Origin of the sequence: Psychrobacter proteolyticus, assembly GCF_003350005.1 — a bacterium.
Lineage (GTDB): Bacteria > Pseudomonadota > Gammaproteobacteria > Pseudomonadales > Moraxellaceae > Psychrobacter > Psychrobacter proteolyticus.
This window is the reverse complement of the sequence record NZ_QLKS01000003.1, coordinates 1-15,257: the sequence shown is the minus strand read 5'-3', so window position 1 is coordinate 15,257 and position 15,257 is coordinate 1. Positions and strand designations below refer to the sequence as shown.

The 15,257-nt window shown below is 42.4% G+C and carries 12 protein-coding genes and 4 tRNA genes; 12 read left to right on the top strand and 4 right to left on the bottom strand.

The window, feature by feature from the left end:
• Positions 1–317: 317 nt before the first annotated feature.
• Entirely contained in the window at positions 318–1,337 is a 1,020-nt protein-coding gene (hemH, locus tag DXK30_RS07260; RefSeq protein ID WP_114701146.1) for a ferrochelatase, read from the top strand.
• A gap of 114 nt (positions 1,338–1,451) precedes the next feature.
• On the opposite strand, the gene DXK30_RS07255 is transcribed toward hemH, so the two are convergent.
• The 4 genes from DXK30_RS07255 to DXK30_RS07240 all read right to left on the bottom strand — a co-directional run bounded on the left by DXK30_RS07255 (position 1,452) and on the right by DXK30_RS07240 (position 6,563).
• Positions 1,452–1,835 carry a hypothetical protein gene (locus DXK30_RS07255; protein WP_114701145.1) on the bottom strand — a complete coding sequence of 128 codons (384 nt, stop codon included), beginning with the start codon at positions 1,833–1,835 and terminating at the stop codon, positions 1,452–1,454.
• Positions 1,836–2,138: 303 nt separating this feature from the next.
• Complete coding sequence (locus DXK30_RS07250) at positions 2,139–2,597, bottom strand: hypothetical protein (RefSeq protein ID WP_201508108.1); 459 nt, start codon at positions 2,595–2,597, stop codon at positions 2,139–2,141.
• 365 nt (positions 2,598–2,962) lie between these two features.
• Complete coding sequence (gene polA, locus DXK30_RS07245) at positions 2,963–5,941, bottom strand: DNA polymerase I (RefSeq protein WP_114701144.1); 2,979 nt, start codon at positions 5,939–5,941, stop codon at positions 2,963–2,965.
• A gap of 208 nt (positions 5,942–6,149) precedes the next feature.
• Positions 6,150–6,563, bottom strand: a complete 414-nt coding sequence (locus DXK30_RS07240; protein WP_114701143.1) for an organic hydroperoxide resistance protein — start codon at positions 6,561–6,563, stop codon at positions 6,150–6,152.
• Between the two features lie 266 nt (positions 6,564–6,829).
• Here DXK30_RS07240 and DXK30_RS07235 point away from each other — a divergent pair, with 266 nt between their 5' ends.
• The 11 genes from DXK30_RS07235 to DXK30_RS07185 all read left to right on the top strand — a co-directional run bounded on the left by DXK30_RS07235 (position 6,830) and on the right by DXK30_RS07185 (position 14,945).
• Positions 6,830–7,027, top strand: coding sequence for a hypothetical protein (locus DXK30_RS07235; RefSeq protein WP_114701142.1), 198 nt, complete (start codon positions 6,830–6,832; stop codon positions 7,025–7,027).
• 63 nt (positions 7,028–7,090) lie between these two features.
• Entirely contained in the window at positions 7,091–7,732 is a 642-nt protein-coding gene (locus DXK30_RS07230) for a hypothetical protein (RefSeq protein WP_114701141.1), read from the top strand.
• Between the two features lie 205 nt (positions 7,733–7,937).
• A complete protein-coding gene (locus DXK30_RS07225; RefSeq protein WP_057758477.1) occupies positions 7,938–9,533 on the top strand; it encodes a peptide chain release factor 3 in 1,596 nt (531 codons plus the stop codon).
• Between the two features lie 220 nt (positions 9,534–9,753).
• A complete protein-coding gene (locus DXK30_RS07220; RefSeq protein WP_114701140.1) occupies positions 9,754–10,605 on the top strand; it encodes an RsiV family protein in 852 nt (283 codons plus the stop codon).
• Positions 10,606–10,762: 157 nt separating this feature from the next.
• Positions 10,763–12,013 (top strand): FHA domain-containing protein, encoded by a 1,251-nt coding sequence (locus DXK30_RS07215; RefSeq protein WP_114701139.1) that lies wholly within the window; start codon positions 10,763–10,765, stop codon positions 12,011–12,013.
• 174 nt (positions 12,014–12,187) lie between these two features.
• Positions 12,188–13,684, top strand: coding sequence for an anthranilate synthase component I (gene trpE / locus DXK30_RS07210; RefSeq protein ID WP_114701138.1), 1,497 nt, complete (start codon positions 12,188–12,190; stop codon positions 13,682–13,684).
• Between the two features lie 191 nt (positions 13,685–13,875).
• A tRNA-Thr gene (locus tag DXK30_RS07205) sits at positions 13,876–13,951 on the top strand.
• A 67-nt stretch (positions 13,952–14,018) separates the two neighbouring features.
• Positions 14,019–14,102, top strand: a tRNA-Tyr gene (locus tag DXK30_RS07200).
• Between the two features lie 67 nt (positions 14,103–14,169).
• Positions 14,170–14,243 (top strand) — tRNA-Gly (locus tag DXK30_RS07195).
• Between the two features lie 100 nt (positions 14,244–14,343).
• Positions 14,344–14,418 (top strand) — tRNA-Thr (locus tag DXK30_RS07190).
• Between the two features lie 209 nt (positions 14,419–14,627).
• Positions 14,628–14,945, top strand: coding sequence for a DUF6122 family protein (locus tag DXK30_RS07185; protein WP_114701137.1), 318 nt, complete (start codon positions 14,628–14,630; stop codon positions 14,943–14,945).
• The last annotated feature ends 312 nt before the right edge of the window (positions 14,946–15,257 follow it).

The window sequence follows — 15,257 nt, the reverse complement described above, 5'->3', positions numbered from 1 at the left end:
TTTTTATAAACTGGGCCTGCCTATTGTATGGTGATGCGCGTTGGAGTACAACCGTCGAGCGCGCCTTTCGAGCGCATCGATCGTAGTTTTTATGGAACATACTTTATAAATGAATAACGAGTAAGTCGCTAGCATCAAGTAATCAAGAGTCAATAAATAGCAACTGCGTATCAAATTGTATAGGTGCGCTTTTAGCCCGCGTCATTAATGGATAAAATGCTACACTAATGAGGTGTTCATTCAACTGTGTCTTAACAGTATCGTCTCTTATTATTTTGACCTCACCCTTAATAACTTACTGCTAATAAAGTGCTGCTATGAAACCTAAATTGCCCCCACGTATTGCCGTTTTGTTAGTGAATCTTGGTACACCAGATGAGCCAACGGCACCTGCCGTACGTCGCTACCTCAAACAGTTCTTGTCAGACCCACGAGTGATTGAGATTCCCAAATTTCTATGGGCTATTATTCTGAATCTATTTGTCTTGCCCAGTCGTCCTAAACGCGTAGCAAAGGCTTACGCCAGTATCTGGGAAGGTGACTCACCGATTCGTAAGATACTAAAAAGCCAAGTTGAGCTATTAGAACCACGTTTGGCCGATAGTGTGGCACCATTTCGAGTCTCTGTGCATCCTGCGATGAGCTATGGTAATCCTGGTTTGCCTGACGTCATGGATGCGCTACGTGGTGAAGGGGTCGATCACTTTGTCATCCTGCCGTTGTTTCCGCAGTATTCGGCTTCTTCAGGCGGTGCCGTATATGATGCGCTGACGAAGTGGACGCTCAAGCAACGCAACTTGCCAAACTATACGATTGTCAAAGACTACTTTGCCCATCCACTATATATTCAAGCTTTGGCCAACTCTATTCGACGTTTTCAAGAGAAGCATGGCAAGCCTGAAAAATTAATGTTTAGTTTTCATGGTATCCCGCAGCCTTATGCCGATAAAGGCGATCCTTATCCTAAGCGTTGTAAATGTACCGCTGCGCAAGTGGCACATGAACTTGGCCTGAACGATGACGAATGGATTATCAGTTTCCAGTCACGCTTTGGTAAGCAAGAGTGGGTCAAGCCGTATACCGATGTGGTGTTGGAGAGTTGGGGTAAGTCAGGTGTGCGCTCGGTACAGGTAATTAGTCCGGCATTCTCGGCAGATTGTCTAGAGACACTAGAAGAGCTAGCCATTGAGAACCGTGATAACTTCCTCAATGCTGGCGGGCAAGAATACCATTATATTCCTGCATTAAACCTTGATGAGACACATATTGAATTGCTCGAAGCGTTGAGTTTGCCTCTAGTAAAAGGTTGGGCTGGCACGCTAGACGGCTGGGTTTAGACAGTCGAAATTCGCTGTTTTAGTAAGTTGAATAGTAGAATAAAAAAAGCACGCTTAATATAGTTAAGCGTGCTTTTTTTGTTTAGAGAGCTAGACTAACAATTGTATTAAGTGCTAAAAATCATCGTCGTTGCTACGTTCAGCCGCTTCTCTATCAACAATATCCATCGCATCTGGATAATCGCTGTCATCAAGATTGTCCTGAACCAAAATCTCATCGACACGTGACTCATCGATATTTTGACGATGCGCAGGTGTTAGTCCTTGGGTCGCATCACTACCGATTTCTGAGTTATTAAATCCTGCACTATTATCAATCACATCATCGTTATCAATGGTATGCAGCATAGGATTGTCCAAATCAACCAATTGGTTATCTTGTTCATCCTGATTGTTGTTATCTAAATTATCTGAGTTATCGACGTTGTCATTGTTGTCACGACGATTACCGTCAATATGATCCATCTCTTCTGGTAGTGGGTTTTTTGAGTTTTCCATGAATAATTCCTTATTGTAGTTATTAGATGTCGCCATCATTAGAAGTAAAATATCGTGCTGGCTTGTTAAAGCATCGCTCATTGCAATGTAGATAATATGCTTCTCAGTTTGTACGCTTATCCAACTTTTCACTAGTAGTAAGGTGTGACAGGATGTTCAAAAAATGTAAGACGATGACTAGAATGCAAAACGACTACTCAAAATGAGCAGCCGTAATTATTTATAAAATTTATGCTAATTCTTTGTACGATAGCAAAGTCGCAAAGTCGCAAAGTCGCTACATAAATAATCAAACTTATAGTGTTAATTATTGGCATGGTCGAACTTGTAATTTAACTTCTGTACTAGACATGACTCATAGTTAGTCAGTTTAAATCGCCATAAATAGGTCAAGGCAATACCATAAATTGCAGTCTCAGCCAGCTCTTCGACAATTTCACCAAATGTATGCGGGAACATAATAGCGTTCTCACCCATGTACTGAATGATAGCCAGTACAGTAACGCTAAGATAGAGCGAAACAGGCACGTTTTTTAGCACTGCCCACAGGTAATGCCTTGAGTAGACCAACAAACCAAGCGCGACGAGATAAATAACGGTAAGGACGCTATCTTCCCACCAGTCATAAGACTGACCAAGCATCGAAAAATCGCTTGGAACCAGTAAGTCTGGTAGATAGTTCAACTCTCGACGAATGACAGAGACAAATATAAGTACGGCTGCTAGCCAAAAAGCCTTAATTTGTGTGACATGACTTTTCATAACATATTGTGAAATGCGCAATAGGCATACTACCAAAAGTATAATGCCAGGGACTTCAATGATGCCATCTGAACTCAAAATAACTGGCTCCTGCGTATCAAAAAGAATGTGTTAAAAACAAAAAAGTGAGCCCAAAGGCTCACTTTAAAGCAAAAAATATCGAATAGTTAAGGTTTAATAGATGACCTATTATAAACCCCGTACCTAGATATTACTGTTATGAAATATAACTAACTGGTCATAAGTGATTGTTAATATTAACAATATATAATGATTTATTGTAGTATTAGTTATCAAAAACTCTCATATCTGCAAGGTATATAAATAATCGTACCTTGCATGCTTAATAAAATATCAGTTAGTGATTAATGCGCCTCATCCCAGTTTTGACCACTATCGGTCTCGACTAATAATGGCACTGCAAAGTCGACATTCCAGCCTTTTTCTACTGCTGTAGTCGTCAATACATCTTGCATTGCATCAGTAATCAGCTGGCTAACTTCGTCTACTTTATCGGCATTCACTTCAAACACCAGTTCATCGTGAACCTGTAGCAGCATTTTAGCTTGCTCTTTTGGCAGCACTTTATCAACGGCAATCATAGCAAGTTTGATTAGATCGGCAGCAGAGCCTTGTAGTGGGGCGTTAATCGCCGCGCGCTCAGCACCTTGCTTGACCATACGATTGCTGTGATTGATATCAGGCGTATAGAGTTTACGGCCCAATATTGTTTCGACATAGCCTTGCTCGTAGGCACTGGCACGAGTATTGATCATATAGTTTTTGACACCTGGATAGCGCTCAAAATACATATCAATATAGTCTTGTGCTTCGCCGCGGCTCATCTGTAGCTGCTTGGCAAGTCCAAAGGCACTCATCCCGTATAGCAGACCAAAGTTAATGGCTTTAGCATTACGACGCTCGGTTGAAGTGACATCTGCGACATCCTTACCAAGTACTTCGGCAGCGGTAGCCGCATGAATATCTAACCCTTCATTAAAGGCATGAGTTAGGTTTTTATCACCTGAGAAATGCGCCATTAAACGCAATTCAATTTGTGAATAATCCGCAGCCAAAATAACGCGACCTTCTGGTGCGATAAAAGCTTGACGAATTAAACGACCAGTTGCAGTACGAATGGGGATGTTTTGCAAGTTAGGATCTGTTGATGACAAACGCCCAGTGCTCGTTAACGCCTGATGGTAGCTAGTATGTACACGATCGGTTTCGCTATCTGCGACATTATCCAGCGCATCGGTATAAGTGCTTTTGAGCTTAGATAGTCCGCGATACTCTAGCGTAATATCGACCAATGGATGATCGATTTTTGATAGTATCGCTTCACCAGTCGAGTATTGACCAGACTTGGTTTTTTTACCACCAGCGACGCCTAGCTTTTCAAAAAGCATCTCACCGAGCTGCTTAGGAGAGCCTAAGTTAAATTCTTCACCTGCCACTTCATAAGCACGTTTTTCTAGAGCGATAATTTCTTCATCGAAGCGTTTTGATAGCTCGTTCAAGAAGGAGCGTTTAATCAAAATACCATGCGCTTCCATTTGGCAAAGTATCTCTGCCGTTGGAATCTCTAGCTCGTGCAGCAATTTGGCATTATTGGCATCGTTAGTCAGCTCAACGCTGAACACGTCAAATAACTGATAGGTGATATCGGCATCTTCACATGCGTAGTCGCTCGCGATATCGATGGCCACTTGGTCAAAGGTAACTTGTTTAGCGCCTTTACCTGCCACATCTTCAAAGCTGATGGTTTGCGTTTGCAGATAATGGCGTGCCAAATCATCCATACCGTGGCGAGTGGCTGCCGCATTGATAACATAGCTGGCAAGCATGGTATCCATCGCCCAGTTATTTGGCTGCTCATGTATAGCGCCGATTAGATCGATATCGTAGTGAGCGAGGATGTGTGCATCATACTTTAGATGCTGACCGATTTTACCAATACTTGGATTCTCTAAGACAGGTTTTAAGCGAGCTAATACCGTATCACGATCAAGCTGCTTGGCGATTAGCTCATCACCTTCTAGGCTATGCGTAAGCGGAATGTAATAGGCTTCATGTGCTTGCAACGCAAAGGACAAACCGACGATTTGTGCGTCACGCCAATGAACGCTAGTGGTTTCGGTATCAATGACAAAGTGCGGAGCAGCTTCTAATAGTTCGATCAAGCTATCAAACGCTGGCTGGTCGAGTACAGTGTGCCACGCTTTATCATGATTAGTACTGTCTTTGATATTGTCGCTCTTGGTTGATTGGAGAGATTTTGCCACCTGTGCCTGTGACTCAGTATCGGCTTGACTATCAGCAACACTTTTAGAGCCATTGGCAGGGTGATTTGGATGATCAAGCGATGCCAGTTCATTTCTAAACTCAAGCTCATTATATAATTCGCGCAATTCATCTATGTGTGCACAAGGGTCGGTATTGATTTTTAGATCATTCCAATCTTGACCGATGGCTAAGTTGGTGACTATGGTGGCCAGCTGTCTATTAAAAGGAATATCGTCAGCGTGTTCGATCAGACCCTTCGCCCCGCGACCTTTGATAAAGCCAATATGCTTGAGCATATTTTCGATATCACCGTACTCAACGAGTAGATCTTTAGCGGTCTTTTTGCCGATACCAGGTACGCCTTTGATACCGTCAGATGCATCACCCATTAGCGTTAGGAAATCGATCATTTGGTTTGGGTTAATACCGAACTTATCGATTACCGCTGGTGTATCCGTGACTTTACCTGTGAAGCTGTCTTCTAGTATTACGCAGTCGTTGACCAACTGTATCATGTCTTTATCACCCGTTGAGATGACCACATGATGGCCTTGCTCGACAGCACGATGGGCAAGTGTACCGATGATATCATCCGCTTCTGCACCCTCGATACGCAACAGCGGAATACCTAATGCAGTGACCAAACGATGAATATAAGGAATTTGCTCTACCAGCTCGACATCGATGGGTGGACGAGCGGCCTTGTAATCAGCAGACATATGATGGCGAAAAGTCGGTGATTTGGTATCGAAGCAAACGGCCATATGAGTAGGGTGATAGCGACGCATCAGCTTGAGTAGTGCGTTGAGTGTACCGCGTATCGCATTGGTGATTAGGCCCTGCGAGTTTTGCATGGTTTTTGGCAAGGCGTGATAAGTGCGGAACAGATAATAGGAGCCATCAACCAAAATAAAAGGCGGCTGGTCTTTGTCTACATGACCGGTATCCATCAGTGCCACGTTAGGCATGGTATCGAAGTTCGGTAATGCTTTGGGGTCAAGCGCTTGGTGAGAGTTGTGATCGTTATCGGTGGTATTGTCAGCTATGTCATCAGTCATAAAAGTCACTTATCAGCTATTAGATAAAAATATATACGCTTATTATAACGATAAAATCAGCGCGTGCCGAACTGCTTAACCGTTACGAGATGTTGTAGCGATAATCTTTTTCACCAAGATTTCAAACAAAAAAAGAACCCAGACTAACTGGGTTCTTTTATAATTAATATATTTTTCATTATTAGTTGATAATGGATCTCATAATACGTTATTTTACTTCTGAAGAGACTTCAACATCGATATTACCACGTGTGGCTTTAGAATATGGGCATACTTGATGCGCTTTTTCAACTAACTGTTGAAACTCATCCGCTGACAAGTCTGTATTTTCACCAATGACATGAATTTTGGCTGCAAGCTTATATTCGTGGCCTTCGCCTTGTAGTAAATCTACTTCTATTGAAGTAGTCGAGTCAAATTTTGCCTTTTCCATCTGTTTGACTGCACCAAGTGCACTATCAAAGCAGGCGCTGTAGCCCATGGCAAAAAGTTGTTCTGGATTATTACCTTCTTTTCCGGAGCCTGGTGGTACCATGTTGATGCTAAGATCGTTATCGTTCAAGCTGACTGAACCTGCTCGGCCGCCCACGACAGTTGCTTTGGTAGAATATAGAGTTTTCATAACACATCCTTTGTTGTGAGTTTTTATGTTTATATCTGAATGGTAAATCTCAACGTGAAACCTAGCATAACAAATCGCAGGCGCAGCTCAGTGCGTTGGGAGTAAATATATACTACTAGTTTGTAAATGAGATTTCGGGCACAGTTTTATTCGTTTCTAGATTTACAAGCTTATTGTACAGTCGTCAAAGAGGTGCAATAGCGGTAATGAGCCATATATATTATCAGTACAGATAATAGAAATCTGAATCATAAGGACATTGTTTGATGAATAGATGGATTGCGATACCTAGTGTTTGCTTTTTGACGACGCTTGCTTTGATAGGGTGCGAAGAAGAAGACGGCGCTTATGGGACGGCTAGTAGCGAGATTACATTGACAAGCTTTGCTAATAGTTACGATAGCAAAGCCAATGCTACGGCAATTGCGCGAATTGATGAAACGTATCGTACTGGTGCGCGCTAGATCAAAACAGCCAATCTCATCAACAGTTATAGCAACCAAAGCCTGAATGATTTAGACAGAACCGTGCTGGCAGATGATTTCGAGGGTCGACTTGAAAATAAAGACATCGAGGTCAGTGGTCGTACGGTCAAACGTCCCATTTATGAAAAAAACAGTAATAACAAACTAGGCTACGAAACTACCTATCAAAAATTTGACTTGTCAGGTTTAACGACTCGCAGTTATAGCGCTGGCAAGAATATCGAAGACCGCCGAGGTATTCTCACTGATTTGAGCAATTACTCTAATATTCCATCTAATGTTGCCTTTCCTGAAGGGTCAGTTTGTTATATCCCTGTGGTAACCAGTGAGCGCTCGTTTTGGGCATTTAATGAGAAAAACAAAAGCGGATACGCTACAATAGATGAATGGCTTGATGCAGCCAAACAACGCTCTAGTGACAACAGAGATCATAGAACCTCTCAGTTCGGAGTGGGCATAGGCAATCAGAAACAAGCCGCGCAAGTCATGTTTTTTGAGTATGATGATCAGCCTGCTTATGAATATAGCGGTGTTGAGTATGGAAAAGACGTCTATGAGGCAAACTATGTCGCCAAAGGTAGCACCGACCCGAACACAGACAGTCGTTTTGACGTAGTTGATTGTACAATCGTCAATGAGATAGCTGGCGACTTCTTGGCTGAGCAAATAGAACGCTACTATTGAGATGAATTGATGACTATTAGTCGTGCTAATTAAGCAGGATGATCGTAATTAAAAAGCCCAAAAACACGCTTCGTTTAAATAACGGGGCGTGTTTTTTTATACGCTAATTCTGCACCCTGATGCTAAATCCGCTACAATACGCCCATTATTTATTTTATTTATTTAGAGTCACTTCTAAATCACATAACTGTTGAAGCTGAAAATTATGAGCGTAGATCCAAAGAAATTAAACAAAGAAGTTGCTAAGCGCCGTACCTTTGCCATCATCTCGCATCCCGATGCTGGTAAGACCACCATGACCGAAAAACTCCTGTTGTGGGGTCAAGCGATTCAGGTAGTGGGCGAAGTAAAAGGCCGTAAGACAGATCGTCATGCAACCTCAGATTGGATGAGCATGGAACAAGAGCGTGGTATCTCGATTACGACGTCTGTCATGCAGTTTCCGTATAAAGACCACATGGTCAACCTACTAGATACCCCAGGTCACGCCGACTTTAGTGAAGATACGTATCGTACTTTAACCGCAGTGGATAGTGCGTTGATGATGGTAGATGGTGCAAAAGGTGTCGAAGAACGAACCATTAAGCTGATGGAAGTATGTCGTATGCGCGATACGCCTATCATCTCATTCGTCAACAAGCTAGATCGTCAGATTCGTGAGCCGCTTGAATTGCTTAGCGAAATCGAAGCCGTTCTAAAAATCAAATGTATCCCAGTGACTTGGCCTATCGGTATGGGTCAAGACTTCATCGGTGTCTATCATTTGACTGAAAATAAAACTTACTTTTATGAAAAAGGTAATGGCGGCAAGATGACGGTCTCTGAGACTCGTGAAGGCTACGATTATCCAGATATCCGTGAGCGTCTAGGACAGTTGATGTTTGACGCTTTCGAAGAGTCGCTTGAGCTGGTACAGATGGCGCTAGAAGAGTTCAGTGTTGAAGCATTTCTGGCTGGCGAGATGACGCCAGTATTGTTTGGTACAGCATTGGGTAACTTTGGGGTGAACATGGTACTTGATACCTTGGTCAAATATGCACCGCCGCCAAAAGCTCATCCAACGACTGAGCGTGAAGTATCAGCCACCGAGACAGATTTTACGGGCTTTGTCTTCAAAATTCAGGCCAATATGGATCCGCGTCACCGTGACCGTATTGCGTTCTTGCGAGTGTGCTCTGGTAAGTACGAGAAGGGCATGAAAATGAAACATGTGCGTCTGGGGAAAGACGTACGTATTGCTGATGCTCTGACCTTTTTAGCAGGTGACCGTGAGGCACTAGAAGAAGCCTATCCAGGTGATATCATTGGTTTGCATAACCATGGCACCATCTCTATCGGTGACAGTTTCACTGAAGGCGAAGAGTTAAGCTTTACAGGTATTCCGCATTTCGCCCCTGAGTTGTTCCGCCGTGTGGTACTAAAAGATCCGCTTAAATCAAAAGCGTTGCAAAAAGGCCTACAGCAGTTGAGTGAAGAGGGCGCAACACAGGTGTTTATGCCGCAGATTAATAATGATTTGGTTTTGGGTGCGGTCGGTGTCCTACAGTTTGAAGTGGTCGCGCATCGTCTAAAAGAAGAGTACAAGGTTCAATGTACCTTTGAGCCAGTCTCGATAGCTACGGTACGCTGGATTCATTGCGATGACGAAGTAGCTTTGGCGAAATTTAAGAAAAAAGCCCATGACCAATTATCATTAGATGGTGGTGGTTATTTGACTTACCTTGCACCGTCACGGGTTAATCTACAGCTGATGCAAGACCGCTATCCAGAAGTGACTTTTAGTAGCACACGCGAGCATTAAATTTATTTATACGCTTATATCGTTTACTGATTAAGACACGCCAACCGTGTCTTTTTTATTGCCTGTATCTGTGACCTAAACTGCATCGGCGACTTAAATAGTAAGAGTCAGATAATCGTTCGCTTACATTACCTCAAAAACGTGAACAGTCTTCCTACAATACATTGCAATTGTTACGATAGAATATTGAATGGCATTTTATATTTGCAAAAGAGGACATATGCATACTACGACTCAAACTGATGATAAATCTATATCGGCTGATCTATTTTTGATAAAGGTAAGCCAGAGGCGTTCAGTTGCTATGTTGACTGGCAGCCTATTGTTAATTGCCGTTAGTATGCCAGTAAATGCAGGAAGCTTTATTAGCAGCACGGAGTATCTACCGTATCAGCTACCCAGTAATATACAAGAGACGTGTGACAAGCGTGATAACTGTCCAGAGATTGAAGTTAAATATCTCAAAAGCAGTCAAAACTGGATAGATGAGATTGCCAATGCCCGTATCGATAATTTAGTCGTCAATAGTCGGTTGACAGAGACAGTACCTATCAAAGGTAAAAGTAGCGAAAAAGAGGTTATGGCGGCTCTCGATAGCTTTGTGAGTTTGCAATTTCAAGATATGCCTGATGATGTGTCATGGGGTTATAATCTGATGATAGAGCCCAACTATCTAGGTCATGTCGATGACTTTGAACTGCTTGAGATAAGCTCTTACGTCTATACTGGCGGTGCACACGGCATGCCTTATAGCGAGTACCTAGTGTTTGACCCAAGTACCAAGAAGCAAGTCACGCTTGACGACATGCTTATCTCAGGTAAAAAACCTCGTTTTGAGGCGCTTGCCTATAATGCTTATAAAACGTGGGTCAAAACGGTTGCCGAAGACGTGAGCAGTTATGAGAAAAACTGGCCATTTACGTTGAGCAATAATGTGACTTTGACAGATACAGGCGTTAGCATTCGTTATCAGCATTATTCTATCGGTCCATACGCTTACGGTATGCCTGTCCTTAATATCCCCTATAGCAAGCTCGACAAAGTTATAAAACCTCACTTTATACCAAAGTAAATACTGTATGGTGTTTGAGGAAAGTACTTAATAAACCGTGTTAGGCAAATATCATTAAAGAAATAGCGACAATACTTATCATAAATTGGCAGTAATATTTTAGAGTTATTATTTTTAGCATCATTGGATATTCAATAGAAAAATAAGGAGTTATAACATGACAAACGAGACAGAAAGTATGAATACGGCAGCAAGTACAACTTGGCAGCTGAATGCATTGACGGAAGCGCTAGGTGACCTGACACTGACAGTTAGTGATAGCTTATCTATAGGTCGTGGTAGTGATAACGACGTAGTGCTAGGTAGCAAGCAGGTTTCTCGCAATCACGCGGTGCTCAGTGTGCTAGATGGTCAGCTCTACGTAAAAGACTTAGACTCTTCTAATGGCACGTTTATCAATGAGCAACGTATCGAGGGCAATAAATCTAGTCATCTAAAAGCAGACGATACGCTTGGCTTTGCAAGTTTTAGCTTTCAAGTACAGGTACCTGCTGAGCCAGTGACGACGGAGAGTGAGGCACTAGCGCCAGTGACCACAGAGGAGCCAATAGCAGATACACATGAAAATGCTGATACAGCCAATGTGCTAGAAACTCCTGCTAGTGAGCCTGTGACCGAAGAGCAGATAGTTGAGAAAAACGCTCTGGAGGAAAGTTCGAGCAAAGAAGCTCCGATTGAACAAGAGCCGATCATAGAGCAAACAGGCAATGAGCCAGTGATCAAAGAAACTGGCATCGAAGAAATGTTACCTGCTACAGATGATACTGTACCTGTAGGTGCCGGCTCAGATATGACCGAAGAATCAGTAACCCCTACGCACGAAACCGTTGAACCAGTTGTTGAAGAACCGGCTTTTGAAGAACCAGATGTTGAAGAAGCCGTTTCTACAGAGCCAGTTGTCAAAGAAACAGGGATTGATGAAGTACTGTCTGACGCGGATGCGGCATCGCCTACGCCAGTAGAAGAAACGCCAGTTGCCACAGAAGGGGTAGATGACACATCTGTACCAACAGCAACTGAAACAGAAGCTGTGACGTCTACAGAGTCATCACATGCAGCATCTACTGATAGCGCGCCAGTGGTAGAAGAGCAGCCAGTAATGCATGAAGAGCCAGCAGTCCAAGACGAGCACGACAAAACGACAAAAACAGAGTTACAAGAAGAAGCTGACCCTGAAGTTTTAAAAGCCAAACAAGCAGCTAGTGCACAATTTTCAGGCACGGCTAATTTAGGGCAGCCGCGCGATCTTGGTACCGAAGGCAATAATGCGATGGATCAAGAAATCAGCAATCCTGCTCATGCAGATCATGTAGAGAAAAAAGCGAGCGGCGGCTGGTTTATATGGGTATTCGTGACCATTCTAATTATCGGTTTGGCATTATGGTTGTTTAATATGGGCGGTGCATAATCCAACTCTACACTAGGTCTTTGTCGTAATTTTTGACAGAAACCCTTGTTGTACTTACCATTTTTTAAACAAATGACTCATTATAGCGTCGATATTTTAGCGAATATTGGCGCTATATTTTTAGAGCAGCTTATAGTTTTATTATTGCCTATAAGGTGCTAAGAGAGCGCTATTATGATGACTTTTGAAGAATACCAAGCTTTTAGAGATAGAGGCTTTAGTCACGCACCGCTAGTAAAAAAGCGTCTGATGGATGCGCAGACTCCCGTATCTGTATTCTCCAAAGTACGTGATCTAAACGGCTCTGCCTATTTATTTGAGTCTGTGGTAGGCGGTGAGCGCTGGGCACGATACTCCATGATTGGATTGGGTAGCGATCTGATTTTGCAGTACGCTGATGGCAATATGACGACCAAACGAAACGATCATATCGATACAGAGTCAGTAGAGAATCCTTTTTATTACCTGCGTGAGCTGATGGCGCAATATCATATGCCAACCGCTGAAGATGTACCGACGATGCCTAGCTTTAGTGGCGGTCTAGTTGGTTACTTTGGATACGATATGGTACGTATTATTGAGCCAATTGTCGGCTTATCTGATGCGCCCAATCCAATGTCGATGCCAGATATGTGGCTGATGCTTTCGATGAGCGTTATTGTATTTGATAATTTAGAGAATACGCTATCAATTATTGTCTATGCTGATTGCCAGTCTGAAGATGGCTACAGTTCAGCTATCCGTGAGTTAGAGCAAATCGAGGAAAAGTTAGCTGAGCCGTCCAACTTGCGCGCACCTGTAATGCCTACGCCTAAATTTGTATCGCAAACAGGTGCCGAAAAATACTGTAGCGATGTCAATAAAATAAAGGACTATATCGCCGCAGGTGACGTCATGCAGGTAGTGCCAGCGCAGCGTTTGACCGCGGACTATACAGGCGACTCTCTAGCCGTCTATCGTGCGCTTCGCTACCTAAACCCATCACCGTATCTGTTTTTGGTGCATGGTTATACACTCGACGATCACAAACGCTTTGATATTATCGGTGCTTCTCCTGAAATCCTATCCCGTATCGAAAATGGTAAAGTGACTGTAAGGCCGCTGGCAGGGACACGGCAACGTGGCCAAGATGAGGCTGAAGACCTAGCGCTTGAGCAAGAGCTGTTAAATGATGAGAAGGAAACAGCCGAGCATTTGATGCTTATTGATTTAGGTCGCAATGATATTGGCCGCGTTTGCGAGTATGGCAGTGTTAAAGTCACAGAAAAGATGTTTATAGAGCGCTACTCGCAAGTGATGCATATCGCATCTAATGTTGAGGGTACGATACGAGCTGATAAGGATGCACTAGATGTATTTTGCGCTACCTTCCCAGCTGGAACGCTGTCGGGGGCACCTAAAATCCGCGCTATGCAAATTATCGATGAAATAGAACCAGTACGTCGAACAGTATTTGGTGGCTCAGTTGGTTATCTAGGTTGGAACGGCAATATGGACACTGCCATTGCTATCCGTACTGCGGTTATGCGCCGTGGTGAGATACATATTCAAGCCGGAGCAGGGATCGTTGCTGATTCTGTTCCAGAAAAAGAATGGGATGAAACCAATAAAAAAGCATTGGCCTTAATAAAAGCGGTAGAAATGGCCTGTAATGGCTTGCGCATTCGCTAATTAAATAGCCAGTGATATGGCAAAAATAAAGGCTACAAGCAAAAAGCCAACTTATTGGCATATTCTTATTTATAAAAAACTAGCTTAATCAGTAACTTAAGTATTTATATCAAATTAATTTAAAAAAATATGAAAAAGTGCTTGCGCATCTCAAAAAATTTGATAGAATAGCCACCACTTTAAGAGAACAAGCCGACTTAGCTCAGTTGGTAGAGCAACTGACTTGTAATCAGTAGGTCGCCAGTTCGATCCCGGCAGTCGGCACCATCTCTCTTAAAGTAGCTTTTTATAAATTTGTCTTAAATGTAAGTCATCTTTGTTCAAAGCAACCTAAGGTGGGGTTGGGGAGCGGTCAAACCCAACAGACTGTAAATCTGTCGCGAAAGCTTCGAAGGTTCGAATCCTTCTCCCACCACCATATTTTCTAAAGTTTGTCATAGCGCCAAGCATACTCTCGATTAGAGTTATCCTGAATAAGAGTAAATGCGGGTGTGGTATAATGGTAACACCTTAGCCTTCCAAGCTAATGACGCGGGTTCGATTCCCGCCACCCGCTCCATATATACACCATCGCAAAGCATAATAAATCATCACGAGAGTCAGTAATTATTGCTGCATCGTGATATTTTTTTTAGTGCAGCTCAAAGGTTTCAATATACGCTCATATAGCTCAGCGGTAGAGCACTCCCTTGGTAAGGGAGAGGTCTCGAGTTCAATTCTCGATATGAGCTCCATTTATTGTTTATACCTTTTATGCTTGTTTTGCTATTTATATAACTTTGCGTCGATATCGAAATTATAGAATATTGAAATATATAACAGTAGTGCGGTAGACAATGATTCAAAGGTGACACTGAGGTGTTGCCTTTTAGTGCTGTCAGTATATTAATAAATATTGGTTTTGATGGTCTTATATAGAGAAGACTAAAGCTAATAGGCCAGTATGCAGACATTAATACATTACTTTTTGCACTTTGGTTTCCCTCTTTTTATCGCGATTGCGTTTTTTAAAAAAGAGTGGAAAAAAGCATATCTGATTTTGCTTGCAACCATGTTGGTTGATATAGATCATCTGGTAGCAAATCCAATATTTCAGGCAAATAGATGTAGCATTAATTTTCATCCGTTACATACTTATTATGCGATGCTAGTGTATTTTGTTTTACTCTTTCTTCGTAAGCCTTTTAATATCATTGGAACTGGATTGCTGTTCCATATGTTAACGGATTTTACGGATTGTTTGATGATGTCGGTCAGCTAATATCGCGACCTTGCATATCAAGATAATTATACGGTTATAAGAAAGGTTATAATCAATCGAGCTCTATATCTACTAATTAGAGAGAAGTTGTTTTCGATTGAGAGATGTATGACTATTTAAGACAAGTCAGCGTATAATAACGGATACAAGAATTAGTTCGGAGCACTGTTTAAGCAGTGGTTCGTGCGGTTGATAGCTAGGTTTATGATGATTTAATTCTATTATGAGCCATTAAACAGCTTTTTATTGATCATTCACCAAAAAAAGAGGAAATACCCATGGCAAAGGCCAAGTTTGAACGTAACAAGCCAC

Excerpts from the sequence above, each read along its gene's own strand:
- hemH (WP_114701146.1), top strand. The coding sequence starts at position 318 with ATGAAACCTAAATTGCCCCCACGTATTGCCGTTTTGTTAGTGAATCTT.
- DXK30_RS07255 (WP_114701145.1), bottom strand. The coding sequence starts at position 1,835 with ATGGAAAACTCAAAAAACCCACTACCAGAAGAGATGGATCATATTGAC.
- DXK30_RS07250 (WP_201508108.1), bottom strand. The coding sequence starts at position 2,597 with ATGAAAAGTCATGTCACACAAATTAAGGCTTTTTGGCTAGCAGCCGTA.
- polA (WP_114701144.1), bottom strand. The coding sequence starts at position 5,941 with ATGACTGATGACATAGCTGACAATACCACCGATAACGATCACAACTCT.
- DXK30_RS07240 (WP_114701143.1), bottom strand. The coding sequence starts at position 6,563 with ATGAAAACTCTATATTCTACCAAAGCAACTGTCGTGGGCGGCCGAGCA.
- DXK30_RS07235 (WP_114701142.1), top strand. The coding sequence starts at position 6,830 with ATGAATAGATGGATTGCGATACCTAGTGTTTGCTTTTTGACGACGCTT.
- DXK30_RS07225 (WP_057758477.1), top strand. The coding sequence starts at position 7,938 with ATGAGCGTAGATCCAAAGAAATTAAACAAAGAAGTTGCTAAGCGCCGT.
- DXK30_RS07220 (WP_114701140.1), top strand. The coding sequence starts at position 9,754 with ATGCATACTACGACTCAAACTGATGATAAATCTATATCGGCTGATCTA.
- DXK30_RS07215 (WP_114701139.1), top strand. The coding sequence starts at position 10,763 with ATGACAAACGAGACAGAAAGTATGAATACGGCAGCAAGTACAACTTGG.
- trpE (WP_114701138.1), top strand. The coding sequence starts at position 12,188 with ATGATGACTTTTGAAGAATACCAAGCTTTTAGAGATAGAGGCTTTAGT.
- DXK30_RS07185 (WP_114701137.1), top strand. The coding sequence starts at position 14,628 with ATGCAGACATTAATACATTACTTTTTGCACTTTGGTTTCCCTCTTTTT.